Origin of the sequence: Siminovitchia sp. FSL W7-1587, assembly GCF_037963795.1 — a bacterium.
Lineage (GTDB): Bacteria > Bacillota > Bacilli > Bacillales > Bacillaceae_C > Siminovitchia > Siminovitchia thermophila.
On the sequence record NZ_CP150169.1, the window covers coordinates 2,957,149 to 2,976,204 of the forward strand.

Genomic DNA, 19,056 nt, shown 5'->3' on the forward strand with positions numbered 1-19,056 from the left:
TACATTTTAATGCATATATTCCTAATTTGCCTTTTAAGACAGCCCCAGCTTATATGTGGTCTACTCCCTCTTTTTCTCTTCCCTCAGACAAATATGATCTATATTATCCAGAGTAAGAATGATGAGTCTTGGATGAAGACCGGTGCTTTTCAATCCGCATCTTGCCGATCACAATGTAGAAAATAAGACCTATGACGGTGGCGAAAGCTGTAAAATACTTGGCTTCCAAAGAAATGGCGGCAGGAGTAATAAAACCTTCGATCAATCCGGCAATGACAAATAGTGGAACGGTGCCTAAAAGCAGTTGAACGGACCGTTTTGCTTGTATTTTTAAATGAATCCTTCTTGGAAGTGACCCGGGTACAAAAAGTTTGTATCCCATTAATAATCCCGCGCCTCCGGCAATAAAGATGGCCGTCAGTTCAATCATTCCGTGGGGAACGATATACGCCCAGAATTCATATGTTTTATTTGAATGCCAAAACAAGGCGAAAAGCGCTCCGATCAATATGCCGTTATAAATAAGTACATAGACGGTTAACAGACCGAATGTAATCCCGCCGGCAAAAGCCAATATGGCAACCTGTATATTATTCGTCATGATGCTGGCCGACATCATCGAGGAGAGCACTTTTCCATCGTGACTGCCCAGCTGGTCCGGGTCGACGTTTTGAGCGATATCAGCAGGGATGATGGAATAAAGATTTAAGGGGTCATTCACGACAGAAAAGAAACTCCCGAGTCCGCCTAATGTAAAAAGAACGCAAGCCGCCAGTACAAATTTCCATTGCTCCAATAGGAGCCCGATAAATGTTGTACTGAAAAAATGGCGCATTTGTTTTACACTTGATATTTGATCTTTATATAATAAGTTGTGGGCTTTTGAAACAAGACCGTTCAAATAAAGAGTCACATCTTCTTGTGGAAAATATGTTTGGGCATATGACAGATGATTGGCTGCTTTTTGATAATGTTTGTAAAATTGGTTGATGCCAGCCCCATTAATATCAGGCTTTCTTTTACTTAATTCTGCCATCAATCGTTCAAGTTGTTTCCAATCATCTCGATGATTTTTGACAAATTGCTTTGCGTTCATATGTAGTCTCCATTTTCTTCTGTTATTCTATTATCATAGTCATTTTTTCTTTTGGAATCAAATATTGAAAGCGAGTGTATCTATTGGAACAAGAACAAGTTGGCATTAAAACGCCAGAATATGTCTCTCTGCAATTTAAGCTGGCCGGCCTGGGGAGCAGGGCCACCGCATTTTTAATTGATTCAGCCATATTGATGGTGGCCAATCTGCTGATGTACGTTATCGCATTTGTTATTCTTACTGGAGAAATGGTTCTTTTTGATACCTCCTCTATCAGCTTATTTTTGTTTGGGATCATCATTATCATGATGTTTGTCATCTATTGGGGATATTTCATCGCGTTTGAGTTTTTTTCCGGAGGAAGGACGATCGGAAAAAAACTCATCGGCATCCGTGTCATTCAGGATAACGGCCATAGTCTGACATTGCTTTCAAGCTTTATTCGCAACTTGCTCCGCATCATCGATGCCTTACCCGGCAGCTATTTGGTCGGCATTTTTATGATCTTTTTTCATCCCCAGCATAAAAGGGTCGGTGATCTTGTCGCCGGAACGATTGTTGTTCACGAGCGAAAGGCCCAAAGCAAAAAAAGCCTTTCCCCGGTTGAGAAGGAAATAAGCAGACGAGGCCTTGCGAAACATGATCTCGATCTTGGTGAGTGGGCACTCGATTCTTTGGGTGCAAAAGATTGGAAATTGATAAAAACATACGGAAACCGGCTTTCTGGACTAACGGCACATGAAAGAACTTCACTTACGAAACAAACAGCAGATATTCTCTTTGGAAAACTCGGTATGGATATGAGCGAAAAGGAGCAGGTTGAGTTGGAAAACGCGCTTCTCGTTCTTTATTTGCATATGAAAGATGAGTGGGAGTATGAATTATAATGAGTTCTCTATCTCCCTTTTATCACTCAACAAGAGAGGCAACGCCCAAAAGGAAGTTGCCTTTTTTGGTGCGCCCGGGCTTGGGCATCTTTCGCAGTCCGATTTTACACCAAATCTTTCGCAGTCCGATTTTACACCAAGTCTTTCGGAATTCGAAAAGCCTCAAGTGACACTTTACTGTATTCTCCATTAGCGAAGGTTTGCTGGAAATTGGTACGAAAAAATCGCTCTTTAGGAAGATCAGAGGTCTATGACATGAACTTAAAATCTCAGTATTGGCGCGCAAGAAGTAGAAGTTGAGGAAGATTAGAAGCTTATGACATGAACCCCAACTTAGAGAAAGTTTGGTATTTCATCGGCATATATGTGAAAATACAATCACTGTTGGAACAAGGATAAAATCAAAGGATCATCGGCTTACATTTGTTTGTTGGAAGTGGTTAACATATCTTCTAATCTCTCCTTCGCTGATTTCCACTCACTCTCAATTACGCTGTAATATACTGAGTTACGATAGGTTCCATCTTTACGTATCATATGATTTCTTAAAATGCCTTCCTTCAGTCCACCTATTTTTTCAATCGCTTTTTGTGATCTGACATTTTGCTCGTCCGTTTTAAATTGAACTCGTATTAGTTTTAAAGTTTCAAAGCAATACGTTAATAACAAGTATTTACATTCTGTATTAATATGTGTTCCCCATACAGATGGAGAATACCATGTCCAGCCGATTTCCAAGCTTTTGTTGGGGTGGGAAATATCAAGAAATCGTGTAGAACCAACAATTTGATTGTTTTCACGAAGGAATACAACGAATGGACATTCTTTTCCCGTTTCTTTTTTGTTTAACGCTTCTTCAACCAAAGACTCCATATCATTTAATGAATAAATGTTTCTTGGTAAATGATCCCAAATCATTTTATCCTTGCCGACATCATATAAACCTTGTATATGCTGTCTATCCATTGGAACAATCCGCACTTTCTCGCCCGCAAGTTCATTAAACATATTGTTCATTCCCCATTTCCTCTTTATAACGTACACACACGATGAATTGATTTTCTTTGTTGTGATAAACATTGTAATACTCATTTATTCAAAACGCATCGCTGGCAATGTAAAATTTTTAAGTGGACAACCATGAATGAGCGCAAGCTTGTTTTAAAGATTGATTGCGAGAGCAATAAGAAGTGTGGTGTCAAGAGGAAGTGAATAAAAAATGTGAATAAAAAATGAAAAATTTTTGTTTACAAAGATGTCCTTCAGGATATATACTAATTACACAAATTCCATGGAGGTGCAAGTATATGAACAAAACAACTAAGCAAGGAATTATTTTCGCAGCAGTGCACACCATCTTTTTTCTAAATTTGGCTTTTGATTTTTATTACTTGTTTTAAACCCGCCTCTTTTAAAGCGCTTTCATATACAGTTTTTCTCATCATTAAAAAGGGCTCTCCAAATACTGGAGGGTTCGCTTTTTGCTGCTTACCCTCAATCATTACCCTATATTCAAGCTGAAGATGTTTTACTTACGTGGAAATGATTTTTACATACATTCCTTCTTCCGCTTTTCTCTTCGCCTTTTCGTTCATTTTTTTAATTTTCTTTGATAATGCAGAAGCGCGTATGAGTTGACCGTCACAAAGTACCGATGGGTCAATAAGCCTTATTTTATTTTTACGGTGTAAATCATATGTAAGTTTATCTTCTTTGACATTTACATGACGCTTTATGTTGTTAACAAGATTGTTAACTTCCTTGTCTTGGGTCATTCGTAATAAATCAATGACCTCTTCATCCGTTAAAAGCAGCGTATCGAGATCAATAATCTTTTTTTCCAAAGCTATTTTTATCGTCTTGGCCAGCATATCATAGCCATAAACATTCAGAGGATTCATAAAGAAATCAATGACTTCTTTATAGTAAGTTTGTACAAACCATTCAGCCGCTGTTATACTTTTCAGGTATATTTTCCCGTCGCGCAATCGTAAATGATTTAAGAACATGTTTATTTCTTCGGATGTAATCTCTCCGTATTGGTACATATCTCTCAGTGTATAATCAATTCTGTCCGCACATAATTCGGGAGCGGGCTGCTCAAGTATTGTCCATTTAGAGTGATCCAAAAGGATGCTCTGATAATCAAAACCGTATTGATTAAGAATACGGGGGATTTCAGAATCGGCTATGACTCGATCATAAATTGTTTCGTGGTAATCTTCCGCTTTATTTTCAAACACAAAATCAATTACGTGTGAAAATGCCGTATGCGAAACGTCGTGCAGCAAGCCTGCTACTTGTTCTTCTAAAGAGCCGCCAAGCTTTTGAATCAGAAGCATGACACCTATGGAATGATCATATCTTGTTACATTCCACTTTTCATTCACAAAATAACTGGCTCCTCCTTGGTAAACTCCTTTTAATCTTTGAACGGGACTGCTGAGAATAAGCTCTTTAAGAAGTCCATCTACCGTATATTTTCCATAAATAGGATCTGAGATATTCATTTTCCCGATTCTCCTTGTTAAATAGAATGCGCTGGCTTTTCGCCACCGCGATCCCTCACGAAGTTAGAAATCTCCATCAATACATGGGGTTTTGTTTGGCTCCGTATTTAATCTGATAACGCGGCAAAACAGGAACGTGCGTTCTATTTATATTATGGAATATAGGTTGTCTTTTGTCAAATGCCAATATAGGAATCTGTAAGTGCATACCAATCTCTGAATATAAATGAAAGCAGAACTCTCCATATGCGTGCTTGGACAAGTGATCTATGCTGATATGGAGCCGATGAGAACGGGAGAGGTTAAAATGGAAAAAATCTTTGATCATGTCATGGGGGGAGGCAAAGTTAGGGGGAAATGCGTGTTTGGCCGGCGTTCAAAACAAAGTGAGCCATACACGAACGGCAACATGGCATTGATGCCATAAGCTTTCAGAGAGAAACTCATTTTTGTGGTAAAAGGGGGAAACAGAGTTGGAAAGGAACTTGCGGAAATAGGGAGAAGTCCTTTACATAAATCAAGCATCTATTGGTTGGTTTCATACAGATTCTACACAGCGAAGCTTGCCGAGCAATGCTTATTCATCTCAGTTCATCATGCCCAGCCACGCTGATACAGCCTGGTCATCGAAGGAAAGGGAGAAAACCAGCCAGTCTCTTTGGTGAATCGAGCCAAGTTCTTTTTGACTACATTCCTGCTTGAGTTTTTCTTGGGACGGGGCTGGGACATAAGTTGAAAATTGATTCATATTCGTAAAAATCGTAAGAATAAAACCGCGTGAAATCAAGTTTTTTTTAAACTTGTTTCCATGCGGTTTGTTACATTTTTACAGGGTTTTGTGCGGGCCCCGTTCTCTTTTCATTTATTTCAGACAACCCCTGTCATGGCATTATTTAACGTAAATAATGCCAAGCGTTGGTAACAGCCTCTCTTGCCCTTATCTTTTTATAATCTATTTTTGTATGTTTGGCGGCAGTTTCCAGCATTCTAGCGGCGGCGGCTTGTGCTTGGGTGGAAAGCAAAGCTTCATTTACATTCACTAGCCGGCCATCTTGCACGACTACTTTCCCGCCAACAATAGTCGTATCAACCTGTGATGTCCCCGTGATGATCGGGAGTGAGGCATCATCAAATAGTGCCCCGGCAAATTCAAGTCTACCGGCGTCCACCATAAACATATCGGCTGCCTTTCCCACCTCTAAAGAACCGATACCGTCTTCCCAGCCAAGAACTTTAGAGGAACCTCTTGTAGCCACATGTAAACAATCTTCGGCACTTAGTGCTGTTGCGCCATGCTGAAGCTTATGGAGCAAATTCATGATCTTTAATTCCAGCAGCATGCTTGATGAATCGTTTGAAGCAGAACCATCTACCCCTACCCCTACTTTTACACCCGATTGAAGCATTTTCAAAATCGGAAAGGTTCCTGAAGATAGTTTCATGTTGCTGCTTGGGCAATGAGCGACGCCACAGCCACAAGTTCCTATCTTTTTAATTTCATGATCATTAAACCAAATTCCATGAGCGTACCACACATCATCACCTACCCAACCTGTTTCCTCCATAAATTCCAAAGGACGCAAGCCGAGCTTTTCTTTACAGAAATCTTCCTCATCTTTTGTTTCGGCTAAATGTGTATGCATCCGGACACCGTAGCTTCTTGCCAGATCGGCCGATTCTTTGAGGAGATCCCGGCTTACAGAAAATGGCGAGCAAGGGGCGACCCCCACTTTTACCATTGCAAAACGATGATGGTCATGATACGTTTCAATGACCCTTCTCGTATCCTTGAGAATGATATCCTCATCTTGGACGACTTCATCAGGCGGAAGCCCTCCCCTCGATCTTCCTAAGCTCATGGAACCCCGTGTAGGGTAAAAGCGAATACCCAAATCATGTGCAGCCCTAATTTCTTCATCAATCAGTTCCCCGGAAATCCCATTGGGAAACACATAAAAATGGTCTGAAGAAGTAGTACAGCCACTTTTTAATAATTCTCCCAATCCAACCATCGCACTCAGGTAGACATCTTCTGGCCTTATATGCCGCCAAATATCGTAAAGTGTCATTAACCAATCAAAAAGCTCACAGTCTTGTGCCCACGGAATGTTTCTAGTAAAGGTTTGATATAAATGATGGTGCGTATTGATTAAGCCAGGGTAGATGATTTTCCCTTCGGCATTGATCACGGTGTCCGCTGTTTCATAAGGAATGTTGGTCCCGATTGCCTTTATTTCTTGATCCTCGACAAAAATACTTCCCCCGGGATACCGCTGGCGTTGTTGATCCATAGAAATAATATTTCTTGCATTTTTTATTAATAAACTCGGCATATAAAAAAACCTCCATTAAAAAAATCTTGCTTGGTACAGTTTGGACTATGGTCATTTCACAGCACCGGAACATGATATCTTTTCCTCATCCGCCCCCTTTTTACAAAAAAAACCACACAGCTGCAAAGTGGCAGCTGTGTGGCGAAAATAGAGAAACCTCTAGAAAAATCCACACTTTCATTTTAGGATTCATTGTAAGTTTACTGTAAATTGAAAAATAATATTTGTCAACACTAATGTGTAAACAGCGGCTGATTCATTCCTCCTTTCTTGCTTTGCGATAAACTCTGTGTAAGTATGGGCCGACAAGGTAAAATAGCGTACCGGAAAGAGAGCCGGTCAGATTCCTTAGATTTTAAGCTAAACCTCCATACTAGAGAACTGAAAAAGCTGTCTGATCCCGCATGTTTTTTGGCGATAGCTGAAAACAACAAACAAGAGGATTAAGCATAGGGTGGGAGACGGTTGTAACCTATGTACATTCATTCTGCCTATATCTTGTTGCTTTTGACTAATGACCCGCCCTTTTTGTGAAGATACAATGTAAAAGTAAATAAAAGCACGTTTTGCGAATCTAAAGTGGATTTGTAAGCGTTTTACTTAAGGGGAAATATAATGGGGTGATACATTTATCAGTAAGTGAAGTAAACTTATACATCAGATTTTCGCATGTATGGAAGATCCTTGTCAATGAAACTCTTACGAGAAGAGAATCTGTTTCTTGCTTTGCCCAAGTTCCAGGGAAAGGACAGGGGGAGAATATTGTTGGCTGTGTGGTATTGTAAATTTGATTTACAATGTCTATCCCGATTTTTTCATAACAAATCTGTCACAACTTTTTCTCCACATTAAATTTTCTAAAAATTTAATGTATTACTAAAATTAGGCATCTATTTGTTTGACAGCTTTCGCTCTTGTGATGACAGAAGCCGCTCGACAATGAACATTGAGGAGGAAATCGAATGGGAAATACAAGCTTAATGAAGACAACTACCTTGGGATTTCAACACGTTTGCGTCATGTATGGCGGCGCTGTGGCAGTACCGATCATTGTGGCACATGCTATCGGATTAACGCAACAACAGCTCGTTTATCTTATATCATTTGACTTATTGGCATGTGGAGTCGCCACGTTGATTCAGGTAATCGGCGGGAAGCATATCGGAATCAAATTGCCTGTATTGATGGCTGTCTCTTTTATTGTAGTGGAACCAGCCATTGCAATTGGAAAGATCTATAGTATAACGGGTGTTTTTGGCGCCGTTATCGTCTCTGGCTTAATCATTACACTTTCCGCGCCCTTGATCGGAAAATTGGTTAAGTTTTTCCCGCCTATCGTTTCAGGTTCCGTGATCCTGATTATAGGAATTTCTTTGATGCCGGTTGCGATGAACAATGCGGCAGGAGGAGCAAATTCCCCTACTTTTGGGGAACCGAAGAATTTGATATTGGCGGTGTTTACTTTAATTTGCTTTTTAATTATAAACACTTTGTTCAAGGGATTTATTAAAGTCGTATCGATTTTACTTGCGTTAATTATTGGTACGGTTGCGGCCAGTTTTTTTGGGTTGGTGGATTTTAGCGTGTTCAATGAAGCGAAATGGCTCAATATACCCCGGCCATTTTACTTCGGAGCCCCGACATTCCAGCTTTCGTCCATTATTGCCATGACGATTATTTCTTTTATCATTGCGATTGAAAGTATTGGTGTGTTTTTTGCGCTGGGGGAGTTTACAAATAAGGAAATCGGTGAGAACGATGTGAAAAAAGGGCTCCGCGCAGAAGGTCTTGGCTCTTTTATTAGCGGGTTTTTTAATTCCTTTAACCATTCGACTTTTTCCCAGAATGTCGGACTAGTTCTCCTTACAAAAGTAACACAGCTAAAAGTTCTGATCGCCGCGGGTGGAATCCTGATTTTGTTGGGGCTTGTGCCAAAAGTGGCGGCGCTGACAACGATGATACCTGCTCCCGTATTGGGTGGAGCCATGGTACCGATGTTTGGGATGCTCATTTCAGCAGCCTTAAAAATGATCAGCAGTGAAAACTTGTCCTTGCCTTCCAATCAATTGATTATCGCAGTAGGTGTTGGAATTGGAATAGCGATTAAGGGTGTTCCGGCTTCATTTGAACAATTTCCTGATACGATCCGCTTAATTTTTGGAAACGGGGTAGTAATGGGCTCATTGGTTCTCATTCTATTAAACGTTATTTTAAATGGTATCAATGGTCCCAGGCATACGGACCATGTTCCAAGTAATGCGAATGCCATGAATATGGAACAAAAAGCTGTTAGCGGTGACAGTTGAATCATGTTGGAATGAATTTGCTTTTACATTTGTTTATTTTTGTTAACCTCTACCTTTATATATTTGATGAATCCCCTAACATATATCTGGGGGATTTTTTTTTGGTAAGCTTAGCGATGTGTTTCTATTTTCAATATTTGCCGTATAAAGGGACAAAGCTTGTAATATGCTTGTTAGCAGGGAAACTTTATGAAAAAATGAACTTGTGCCTGCAGTCATTTATTGATCTTAGTATGAGCTTAAAGGGAGTCATTCCATTATGGCAGACTTTTTTATGTATTTTAGTCCAGTTACACAAGCATTGATGGCTACTTTATTTACGTGGGGAATGACAGCGTTTGGTGCTGCCCTCGTTTTTGCTACAAGAACAATAAACCAGCGGCTATTGGATAGCATGTTAGGATTTGCCGGTGGTATCATGATTGCAGCCAGCTACTGGTCTTTATTGGCTCCAGCCATCGACATGTCAAATGGGAATTCCGTCGGGGCTTGGTTTCCTTCGGCAATTGGTTTTTTGATGGGCGGCGTTTTTTTGTGGGGGATTGATACAGTACTGCCTCATCTCCACCCGAATACTTCCTTTGGCAAAGCGGAAGGATATCAGGCGAAAAAAAGAAAAAGAAGTACATTGTTGGTGCTTGCAATCACGTTACACAATATTCCAGAAGGGTTGGCGGTTGGGATTACTTTTGGTGCGCTTGCAAGTGGGGGAACGGAAGCTTCTTTAAGTGATGCTTTAACCTTGGCGCTGGGAATCGGCATTCAAAATTTCCCTGAAGGAGTTGCGGTTTCCATGCCGTTAAGGGCGGAAGGTATGTCGCGAAGAAAAAGCTTCTTTTACGGACAGTTATCAGGTATGGCGGAACCGGTTGCCGCAGTTATCGGGGCATTTGCTGTTGCGATTATTGAACCGTTACTGCCTTATGCGTTAAGTTTTGCAGCTGGAGCAATGATCTTTGTTGTAGCGGAAGAAGTTATTCCGGCTTCTCAAGAGAAGGGTAATAAAGATTTGGCTTCAATGAGCTTAATGGTCGGCTTTGTAGTGATGATGATTCTTGATGTGGCATTAGGATGAACAACCCCTCCCTGGGAAGGGGTCTTTTTTTTCGCGGTCTGCAAAGGCGCGGGAGGTATGCGCCATGATAAGTCCAAACTAACTCCAAACTAACTCCAAACTAACTCCCCCGGTAGGTGCTGTAACCGCCAGGAGCGACCAAAAGCGGAACATGGTAATGGGAATTCATATCAGAAATTCCGAATCTAACAGGGACTTGATCCAGAAACGGGGTTGCCGCTGGAATAACCCCTTTTTTCTTAAAGTAATCAGCCACATAAAATACGAGTTCATACTCCCCCGGGTTGATTTGCTCATCACAGAGCAGGGGAGAATCAACCCTGCCGTCGCTGTTTGTAGTAACGGTTTTGATAAAGGTCCGTTCTGGTTCCAACTTCCAAAGGTCGATGTTTAAACCTTCCGCAGGAATACCGTTCATTAAATCAAGGACATGAGTTGTTAATTTTCCATTCATGCTTTTACACTTTCCTTTGCTTTTTCCAAACCTTCATTGACAAGATCCTGGCGGCTGACCACAAATCCTTGGAAACCATATGGCGGCCTCGGTTCTGTCCAGACAGCGCCTTTGTATCCAGGAATATCTTCAATCACCGCTTCCCAAGTACGATTATTGGATAAAAATTGAACTTCGGCCAGTTGCGGAAAACGTTGAAGAACCCGTAAGCCAATTCGATAAATCAGATCCTGTATTGATTTATTATCTGCTTCATGGAACACCGAAGCGGCTATATCACGGACTTGCTCTGCCGGCACATAAACAGCAGGGTTATCTGCGACGGCATCTTCTTTCTTATTGTACCGATAGAGAATGTCGAGATAAATATATAAAGGCCGATCTTTTGCTTCTGGCAAGGTCGTATACTCATCCCGAATATAGCCGTAAAAGGAACTGCCCGAAACCTTAATCAAATGCAGATCCCGAATGCCGCTTTCCTGTTTGGCAAGTTCATAGCCTGCTTTGCTTCGCTGGACCTTCACCGTCGTAGTGATCAACTCATTTCTTGAATGTCTATATACGAGCGGACTTGTCTCCAAATGCGTGTCACCCGCGACTTGAACTGCCTCGAATGGAATTTCGTCTGCCGTTATTTCAACTGCAGTTATGTGGGAATACACATCAAGAAAGCGCTTGCAAACAAAGTGTAAAAATCCTTCGAAAGTGGAGCCGTGATATTCAGCAGCTTTGCGAAGAATAAAGTTTTTCATAGAGTCAGTTGCGACCACACGGGAATTATCCGCTTTTGTAAATGATTCCAGGAACTCCCCTTCAAGTGCAATCTTTGCATTCATCCCAAAAATGACATTGTTTCGTCCCGTAAACCCCGATTCTGGAATCGCTTTAATTCCATCGAGCGGCTTTTGATAGGTGCGGAACACAAAGACGTCACCTTTCCCATAGTACATTAATCTTTTTTGTGAACTCATTCAAATTCCTCCTCAAGCTTTATATTGTGATCCCTCACTTGCAAAACGTTCTTTTTGCAAAGCGAATGGTAACACCCGATAGGTGGGAAAAACGCGAAAACACTCTAGGAAGCGATAAAGTCTTGTAGCCGGAAATAGGCAATTTGATATACTTGTTCAAGCGCTTCTTTGAATTCAGCTTCTTGAGAATGATCGAGGCGTTCCTTCATTTTTGCTAGAATGGTTTCCTTCGTGTGGTTTCTGACAGCCAAAATAAACGGAAAATGAAATTTGGTTGTATAGGCTTTATTGAGGGATAAAAATTCTTCTCGTTCGTCTTTTGTCAGTTGGTCAAGGCCTGCACCGGTTTGTTCTTTCACAGAAGCTTCAGCCATTTTAACACGGGCAGCTAAATCCGGGTGTGCCCTTAAGAGGGCCAATTTTTCGTCAAATGCCGCTTTATTTACTTCGTTTACCATCGTCTGATGGAGTTCGGATATAGAAGCAAATGGCCGTTTCATCCATACTCGCTCGGCGACCCAGGGGGAATATTCAAAAATCCAGCCAAGCGCCTCGGTAAAATCGATTTGATCCATCCCATTGAGAATTTCGAGACTTAAACGCACAATCGTTCATCCTTTCGTTATTGTAAAGGTTCGACTTTTCAGAGTAATGGGTAAATTATATAGCAAGCTTTCGGGAATTACTATTATTTTATCTTCCATTTATATATAAGGTCATTAGTGTCGAAAGACAAATTCCCAAATATGGATTGTGCATAAAGCACAATATTGCTTTGGTGTGCCGCTATTATGTTGTGGGGTAAGTTGTGTGCAAGTCCATTTAGCCTGGCCTCCGGTTCCAGATTTTGTCTCTCTTCCCAAATCCGGCTTGACGGTGGTCTTACATTCCAACTTTTATAAGGTAAAAATGACTAATGAAAGTTCCATTCTGATAAAAAACCAAAAGGAAGTTGTTCAAATGTTTACTTGACAGGAGAATGATTAAAACAAGCTATCTTTTTTCAGAAAAATGATGACGAATTTTCACATATCCACCTTATTTTCTTCTGACAGTCGGTTCTTCTACCCAATTCCTCTCCTTCGTTTTCTAGTCGCAAAGGCAGGATTGCTTCTTATCCGGAACGCCCATGACCACAACTTCTGAAACTCCCGTTAGAATCTAACGCCTGGAAGGGAAAAAATGTAAAAAAGCAAGTTTATTCGATTTCTTTGGAATCAAAGTGACGGCAAAGTGTGGGAAAACGACAATTGCCGCAAGTATGAACGAGAAAACGAGAACAGAATGATTATAAAAACGATCACAGTGGGAAGATTAAATGAGTGTTTTAAATAAATAAACAACTCCTTTTCATTTTATTGAGCTTTATTTAGCTTAAGAGGCGTTCATGGTGTGACAACGTCTGTGTGTCTTATGTGCACTGATTGAAGTTTCATTTTTATGTAAGCCCTTTAAAAATGTATTGACTTTTATAGTTGAATAAACTAGAATCTGAAAATAAAGAGACAACGTCTTTATATATGTCTTTTAATTAAAGGAGGGGAACCTATGTTTGAGGGGCCAACATTGTGGGGGCTTTTGCCCTTGATTATTTTTGTCGTATTGGCGTTTAGAAAATGGCACCCGGTCGTTGCCATTGCCATAGCAACAATTGTTGGAGCGGTAATGGGCGGGCACGGCATTACATCTATTGCTACACAAACAAAAGAAGGGTTAGGTTCTTTCCTTGCCTATGTCGGATTAATTATCCTGGCGGGAGCAGGGCTTGGGAAAATTGCGGAAAGAACGGGTGTGGCAGAAAATATTGTCCGCTTTGTCATGCACCGGGTCGGGGTCAATACACCGAACAAAGCAATTATTGGAACGATGGCATCATCTGCCTTATTAACCGGTTCCCTCGGAACACTGGCTGGTGCCAATGCGGTCATCGCACCTGTCGTAATTCCGATTGTTGCATCAGCCGGTCTTTCGTCCAGCGCGGTGGCAATCATTTTTCAAGGGGCTGGTGTGACGGGCTTATGGCTCGGGCCATTTACTCCACCCATGGTCACTTTTATGGAAATCACCGGCTTGTCATACGGACAGATCGTTTTATATGCAGGTCTGCCATTAGCAGTTGTTATGTGGCTCGTTACTTTTATTTTTGTGAAAAAGACTTTACCGCAGACATTGCAACAGTTTCCTTACTCAGATGAAGATATTATGCTTTCCAAAAACAGTCAATCAGAGCAACCAGGCAACGAAAAAGTTAAGAAACAGGCAACTTTCGTCTTTTTGGTGACACTGTTTGCCTTAATTGTGTACGGCATCCTTACGGAAGGCGGGTCAACGTTTGCCATTGCCGTAATCGTTATCACTGCCGTAGTGACTGGATTGGCTGGGCGTTTGACACCGAATGAAATAGCGGAACATTTCTTTGAGGGGGCAAAGCCGTTAATTTGGCTGTTCTTCCAGTTTGTCTTGTTTTCACCGTTTATTTTTTATATAGAGCAACTTGGCGGGTTTGAAGCGTTGAAAAATCTGCTCATGCCGTTTATTGAAAAAGGCGGAGACATTACGCTTGTCGCTTTGACCACGATTACGGGTATTGCAGGCATTCCTGGAGCGGCGGTTGCGCAAGTTGTTGTTCTTGATGAAATGTTCAAGGGACTTTTCACTTCTGCCGGTATTCCGATCAGTATCTATATCATGGTCCTTCTTGTCGGCTCGCAAATGACCGAAATGCTATATCCGATCGGAGATACCCTTGGCGCAATGGGAATTGCCCGCTCGAAAGACTTGAAGAGCATGGTCATATTCGGAATCGTGGGGACAGCCGTGATCGTTGCGTTTGTCATTTTGCGGACTATTATTATATAAGGTGAGTGAATGGGATGGATTTTTCATCATATAAACGCCACATTGAAACATTGGCTCAAGAGGCCAGTGGAAAAACCGCCGTTTATATCTGCACACCTGATGGGGAAATAAAAATCAATGAAGCGGAAAGAATGCAGGCGGCAAGTGTCATAAAAGTACCAATCGTCATGGCCGGTCTCCATGCTTTTGATCAAGGTATGCTCGATCTTGACAAAAAAGTCGTTGTTCAAGATAAAGTGGCGGGCACGGGTGTACTGAATTATTTATCTGGTAATATGGAATTAAGTATTTTAAACATGATGACCCTTGCTTTGATTGTATCTGACAATACAGCTTCTAACTTGTTGATCCATGAAATTGGACGAGAAAACATTAACGCTTTTTGTCAAAAGGCTGGGGCAGGCCAAACAGTTCTTGGTCGTTATTTTATGGATCACGAGGCGATGGAGCGCGGGATCGACAATTACACCTCGGCCGGAGATATGATCCGGTTTTTCCGGTTAATCGGCCACGAAAACAAACTATTGTCAAATGAAAGCAGAAAAATCATTTATCAAATGTTAGAAAATCAGCAATTTAGGGAGAAGCTCGCAGCTTACCAGGCCATGTTTCATGACAAGGTATCAATCGCCAACAAGACGGGAGAGTTAAACGGCATTCAGCATGATGTCGGGATGTTTACCTTTGAAAATAGACAGGTGTATGCTGCGATATTATCTTCCAACTGGATCAACAATTATCAGGGCCGGGAATTTATTTCGCAGATCGGCAAACTGACGATTGAATACATGACGGCCACTGAATAAAAAGGGAGAGTCTTATGAATATCCGAGTCGCGGCTTTTGGTACGAAGGAAACAGTAAAAGGGTTGGAGAATTACAGCAAGTTGTTTTCTAATATTTCTATCGTTCCGTTCACGTATCAACAGCCAAAAGAATGTGTAGATTTGGTGGAAGAAGCCTATACGTGCGACGTGTTCTTGTTTGCCGGCCCTGTGCCTTATCTGTATGCCAAAAATGCCTTGGAACAAATGAATGTCCCTTATACCCACGTGCCGTTTGATGAATTGATGGTTTCCCATACATTCTTTTTATTGGCGACGGAATATCAAATGGCGATTCGCAGGCTTTCCATTGATATTATGAACCCGGCGCATGTGACAGAAGTATTGAACGATCTTGGGATGGAGCAAAAAGATATTTTTATCCATGATATTCATGAAATTCCGGGTTTGGACATTGCGGAAATTGTCAAGCGCCATCAACAGCTTTGGGATCAAGAGGCGATTGACTTTGTATTAACAAGTATCGATGCAGTCGCCCAAGCATTGAAAGAGCTGAACATTCCTTGTCTGAAAATGCCGATTCCGATGAAAAACTTTTTGCATGGCTTGCAAGAAGCTAAAACGCTCGGACAAATAAAGCTGAGTGAAACGTCCCGGATCGTGATGGGGCTCGTGAAAATTAAAAATTTGGACCGCGTATCGGACAGTCTGGGAGATTTTCAATTTGAGCAATTGTTATTGGCTTTTCATCAAATACTGCTGAATTACACTCATAAAATGGACTTCTCTTTATATAAGGGCCATTATCATCAGTTCATCATTTTTGGGACAAAAGGCAGCTTCGACAAGCTGATTTCGGATAATCATTTGTCCTGTTTTGTAAAAGAAATAGAAAAGAAATTAAACATTACAGTTGCCGTCGGATTTGGTTCCGGACTGACAGCAAGGCAGGCGGAACATAATGCCCAAAGTGCGTTACAACGCGCATTGGAAGAAGATGAAAGTATTTGCTATTTATACAACGAGTCAGGAGCTTATATTTATTTGCTGAACGAGGAAGAGGATGTCAACAAAGAATCATTGATGAACGCATTGCTTACTTGTGGGCTGACGCTTGAAACAGCGTCCAGATTTGCCGACTTTTTATTGCTTCGTCAATTCCGCCCCTTCACTTCCCAGGAGTACGCTGAGTACGCGAACGTAACAACGAGAACCGCTGCGCGTCTCATTAAAAAAATGACAGACACTGGCGTGCTTGAATCGGTTGGCGAAAGAAAGATTCACGATATGGGAAGGCCAAGGGCAATTTATCAAATAAAGGAGAATTTCAATTGAGTCATCACATCAAAGAGGTTAATACGTACATTGTTGAAGTGCCATTAGTAAATGAGTGGAAAATATCGCTTTACTCTTCTAAAGTGAGACAACATGCCATTGTGGAAGTAGTCACTGAAGATGGAGTTAAAGGGTACGGAGAAGCATCTCCTTCTCCTGCGTTCATGGGCGAAACGGCGGAAACAATTAAGCTGGTGAATGATCAATATTTGGCTCCTGTTATCACTGGACTGCCGCTCCAATCGTTGAGTCAAATCCATAGGAATATGGATCAGACGATTTATGGCCAAAGTGCCGCAAAATCTGCGATTGATATCGCCATCCACGATGCTTGGGGAAAAATGGAAAATAAACCTGTATACGATCTTGTTGGCGGGCTTTACCGGGAAGAAATTCCTTTGACTTATGTGATTGGAATGAAAAGTGACGAAGAAGCCTATGAAGAGGCTGTAAAAGTAATGAATCTCGGGTTCCAAACAATCAAAATCAAAGTTGGAAAGGACCCTGTCAGGGATATACGTGTAGTCCAATCAATCAGACAAGCCATTAAAGACAACAAGAAAGATGTTCGCATCCGTCTGGACGGGAACCAGGGATATCATGTAGCGGACGCGATCAAAGTAATCAGAGAACTGGAAGAGACAGGTGACTTGGAATCAGTTGAACAGCCAATTGAAAAGTGGAATATATTCGGATTGAAAGAAATAAGAAGTGCAGTCAAAACGCCTATCATGGCGGATGAGCTGGTATTCTCCATTCATGATATGACTAATATGATCAAAATCGGCTGTGCCGATATTGTCAACTTGAAAATTTGTAAAGTCGGGGGAATCCACCAAGCTAAAAAAATTGCCGGAATGGCGGAAGCAGCAGGAATGACTTGCACAATCGGCAGCAACCTGGAGCTGGGCATCGGGATCGCAGCCAGCATGCATGTCGCAGCCAGCACTCCGGTTATAGTAAATCCGAGTGATTTTATATGTGGTGCTTATCTGCATGAACATGATATCGTCCAAACCCCTATGTGGGATTTAGTGGAAGACGGTAAAATCAGAGTCAGTAACGCAGCCGGACTTGGCGTTCATTTGGCGGAAGACCTAATCAAATAAAATGTTCGGCAGTTCTCTTTAAATCACGAATGAGAAAGGTGTTACAATGAGAATCAATATAGATCGGCTTATGAGTGATATAGAACGTTATGGAACATATGGTTTAGATCCAAAGGGCGGGTTGACCCGCCCCAGTTTCAGCGAGCCGGATTATCAAGTGAGAGAATTATTTATGAAAGAACTAAAGGAGATGGGGCTCGCGGTATATGTCGACCCGATCGCAAATATATGGGGACGCTGGAGCGGTGAAGATACCTCTAAAAAATCCATCGTAATCGGGTCCCATCTCGATACTGTTCCAAATGGCGGCATGTTTGACGGTGCTTTGGGCGTCTTGGTGGCAAAAGAAATCATGAAAACGATCATCGAGCATGAGGTTCCATTAAAGCACACATTGGAAATTGTCTCCTTTACAGCAGAGGAGCCCAACGACTTTAACCTTTCTACGATGGGAAGCAGAACTTTTACCGGCAAACTGACAAAAGAAGATCTAATGACAGTTACCGATTCAAAAGGGACGAAATTGAAAGATGCTGTTGAAAAAGCTGGCGGTTCATTGGAACGTCTCCCTATTGAAAAAGACGATATCGCGGCATTCGTGGAGCTTCATATTGAGCAGGGGAAACGGCTCGAATCAGCAGAACTTCCAGTAGGGGTTGTCGATCGGATCGTTGGAATCTACAGGGATAAAGTCACGATTATTGGCGAATCGAATCACTCGGGCACAACGATGATGAACGACCGGTTTGATGCTTTGACCGCAGCTTCCGAGATGACACTCGCGGTAGAAACAATTTTGAGAAATCATGGCACTGATGCAGTGGCCACAATCGGCAAATTGGATGTTTTTCCGAATGCGGCGAATATTATACCCGGAAAAGTAGATATGGTGCTTGAAATCCGTTCCGGAACGGCAGCGGAACGGATAGAGTTGAAAAAAATGATCTATCAAAAATGGGATGAAGTGATAGACAGACGGAAAGTGAGCATCAACGTTGTCAATATACTCGATCAACAAGAATGCCAATTTGATGAACAAATCGTTCAGTGGATTCAAGAGTCTGCCAAGGATCTTCAAATCCCTTACACAACATTTTCATCCATGGCCGGCCATGATGCCACGCATATGGCGGACGTGGCAAAAACAGCCATGATTTTTGTAAAAAGCATCAATGGCAAAAGCCACTGTCCCGAAGAATTCAGCAAAAAAGAAGACATTGAACAGGCTGCAAATGTGATGCTGAACGCCGTACTAAACATAGATCAAAAACTATCGTAGCAGGAAGGTTAAGTGGAAGTTATAGAAAGCTTTCCTTTAATGACTTGAGCGCCAATTT

The 19,056-nt window shown here is 41.6% G+C and carries 15 protein-coding genes; 8 read left to right on the forward strand and 7 right to left on the reverse strand.

The window, feature by feature from the left end; genetic code table 11:
• Nucleotides 1-103: 103 nt before the first annotated feature.
• Complete coding sequence (locus NST31_RS13845) at nt 104-1,096, reverse strand: stage II sporulation protein M (protein WP_339161361.1); 993 nt, start codon at nt 1,094-1,096, stop codon at nt 104-106.
• A 74-nt stretch (nt 1,097-1,170) separates the two neighbouring features.
• Between NST31_RS13845 and NST31_RS13850 the strand changes: the two genes are divergently transcribed.
• Nucleotides 1,171-1,983: an RDD family protein gene (locus NST31_RS13850; protein WP_339161364.1), complete on the forward strand. Its 813-nt coding sequence runs from the start codon at nt 1,171-1,173 to the stop codon at nt 1,981-1,983.
• A 417-nt stretch (nt 1,984-2,400) separates the two neighbouring features.
• On the opposite strand, the gene NST31_RS13855 is transcribed toward NST31_RS13850, so the two are convergent.
• The 3 genes from NST31_RS13855 to NST31_RS13865 form a co-directional block, all read right to left on the reverse strand.
• The gene (locus tag NST31_RS13855; RefSeq protein ID WP_339161367.1) at nt 2,401-3,000 is read right to left on the reverse strand and encodes a GNAT family protein; all 600 of its coding nucleotides are present in this window, start codon (nt 2,998-3,000) and stop codon (nt 2,401-2,403) included.
• Nucleotides 3,001-3,515: 515 nt separating this feature from the next.
• The gene (locus NST31_RS13860; protein WP_339161370.1) at nt 3,516-4,493 is read right to left on the reverse strand and encodes an HD domain-containing protein; all 978 of its coding nucleotides are present in this window, start codon (nt 4,491-4,493) and stop codon (nt 3,516-3,518) included.
• A gap of 893 nt (nt 4,494-5,386) precedes the next feature.
• A complete protein-coding gene (locus NST31_RS13865; protein WP_077113706.1) occupies nt 5,387-6,826 on the reverse strand; it encodes an 8-oxoguanine deaminase in 1,440 nt (479 codons plus the stop codon).
• A gap of 962 nt (nt 6,827-7,788) precedes the next feature.
• On the opposite strand from NST31_RS13865, the gene NST31_RS13870 reads away from it, so the two are divergent.
• The gene (locus NST31_RS13870) at nt 7,789-9,132 is read left to right on the forward strand and encodes a nucleobase:cation symporter-2 family protein (protein WP_077113707.1); all 1,344 of its coding nucleotides are present in this window, start codon (nt 7,789-7,791) and stop codon (nt 9,130-9,132) included.
• A 259-nt stretch (nt 9,133-9,391) separates the two neighbouring features.
• On the forward strand, nt 9,392-10,207 hold the full coding sequence (locus tag NST31_RS13875) for a ZIP family metal transporter (RefSeq protein ID WP_077113708.1): 816 nt from the start codon (nt 9,392-9,394) through the stop codon (nt 10,205-10,207).
• A 100-nt stretch (nt 10,208-10,307) separates the two neighbouring features.
• On the opposite strand, the gene uraH is transcribed toward NST31_RS13875, so the two are convergent.
• The 3 genes from uraH to uraD form a co-directional block, all read right to left on the reverse strand.
• Nucleotides 10,308-10,661: a hydroxyisourate hydrolase gene (uraH, locus tag NST31_RS13880; RefSeq protein ID WP_339161376.1), complete on the reverse strand. Its 354-nt coding sequence runs from the start codon at nt 10,659-10,661 to the stop codon at nt 10,308-10,310.
• Entirely contained in the window at nt 10,658-11,632 is a 975-nt protein-coding gene (pucL, locus tag NST31_RS13885; protein ID WP_077113710.1) for a factor-independent urate hydroxylase, read from the reverse strand. Before pucL ends, uraH begins: the two co-directional genes overlap by 4 nt.
• A 104-nt stretch (nt 11,633-11,736) precedes the next feature.
• Nucleotides 11,737-12,237 carry a 2-oxo-4-hydroxy-4-carboxy-5-ureidoimidazoline decarboxylase gene (uraD, locus tag NST31_RS13890; protein WP_339161381.1) on the reverse strand — a complete coding sequence of 167 codons (501 nt, stop codon included), beginning with the start codon at nt 12,235-12,237 and terminating at the stop codon, nt 11,737-11,739.
• A 943-nt stretch (nt 12,238-13,180) separates the two neighbouring features.
• Here uraD and NST31_RS13895 point away from each other — a divergent pair.
• Genes NST31_RS13895 through NST31_RS13915 form a run of 5 tightly spaced genes read left to right on the forward strand, consistent with a single transcriptional unit; the run spans nt 13,181 to nt 18,998 of the window.
• A complete protein-coding gene (locus NST31_RS13895) occupies nt 13,181-14,491 on the forward strand; it encodes a TRAP transporter large permease subunit (protein WP_077113715.1) in 1,311 nt (436 codons plus the stop codon).
• Between the two features lie 14 nt (nt 14,492-14,505).
• Nucleotides 14,506-15,297, forward strand: a complete 792-nt coding sequence (locus NST31_RS13900) for a serine hydrolase (RefSeq protein ID WP_339161383.1) — start codon at nt 14,506-14,508, stop codon at nt 15,295-15,297.
• A gap of 14 nt (nt 15,298-15,311) precedes the next feature.
• Entirely contained in the window at nt 15,312-16,610 is a 1,299-nt protein-coding gene (locus tag NST31_RS13905; protein ID WP_339161386.1) for a hypothetical protein, read from the forward strand.
• Nucleotides 16,607-17,719 carry a dipeptide epimerase gene (locus tag NST31_RS13910; protein ID WP_339161387.1) on the forward strand — a complete coding sequence of 371 codons (1,113 nt, stop codon included), beginning with the start codon at nt 16,607-16,609 and terminating at the stop codon, nt 17,717-17,719. Before NST31_RS13905 ends, NST31_RS13910 begins: the two co-directional genes overlap by 4 nt.
• 46 nt (nt 17,720-17,765) lie before the next feature.
• The gene (locus NST31_RS13915; RefSeq protein WP_077113719.1) at nt 17,766-18,998 is read left to right on the forward strand and encodes a Zn-dependent hydrolase; all 1,233 of its coding nucleotides are present in this window, start codon (nt 17,766-17,768) and stop codon (nt 18,996-18,998) included.
• Nucleotides 18,999-19,056 lie beyond the last annotated feature (58 nt).

Bases quoted from the DNA above. Each gene is read 5' to 3' on its own strand.
- NST31_RS13845 (WP_339161361.1), bottom strand. From the start codon at position 1,096: ATGAACGCAAAGCAATTTGTCAAAAATCATCGAGATGATTGGAAACAA.
- NST31_RS13855 (WP_339161367.1), bottom strand. From the start codon at position 3,000: ATGAACAATATGTTTAATGAACTTGCGGGCGAGAAAGTGCGGATTGTT.
- NST31_RS13860 (WP_339161370.1), bottom strand. From the start codon at position 4,493: ATGAATATCTCAGATCCTATTTATGGAAAATATACGGTAGATGGACTT.
- NST31_RS13865 (WP_077113706.1), bottom strand. From the start codon at position 6,826: ATGCCGAGTTTATTAATAAAAAATGCAAGAAATATTATTTCTATGGAT.
- NST31_RS13870 (WP_077113707.1), top strand. From the start codon at position 7,789: ATGGGAAATACAAGCTTAATGAAGACAACTACCTTGGGATTTCAACAC.
- NST31_RS13875 (WP_077113708.1), top strand. From the start codon at position 9,392: ATGGCAGACTTTTTTATGTATTTTAGTCCAGTTACACAAGCATTGATG.
- uraH (WP_339161376.1), bottom strand. From the start codon at position 10,661: ATGAATGGAAAATTAACAACTCATGTCCTTGATTTAATGAACGGTATT.
- pucL (WP_077113710.1), bottom strand. From the start codon at position 11,632: ATGAGTTCACAAAAAAGATTAATGTACTATGGGAAAGGTGACGTCTTT.
- NST31_RS13895 (WP_077113715.1), top strand. From the start codon at position 13,181: ATGTTTGAGGGGCCAACATTGTGGGGGCTTTTGCCCTTGATTATTTTT.
- NST31_RS13900 (WP_339161383.1), top strand. From the start codon at position 14,506: ATGGATTTTTCATCATATAAACGCCACATTGAAACATTGGCTCAAGAG.
- NST31_RS13905 (WP_339161386.1), top strand. From the start codon at position 15,312: ATGAATATCCGAGTCGCGGCTTTTGGTACGAAGGAAACAGTAAAAGGG.
- NST31_RS13915 (WP_077113719.1), top strand. From the start codon at position 17,766: ATGAGAATCAATATAGATCGGCTTATGAGTGATATAGAACGTTATGGA.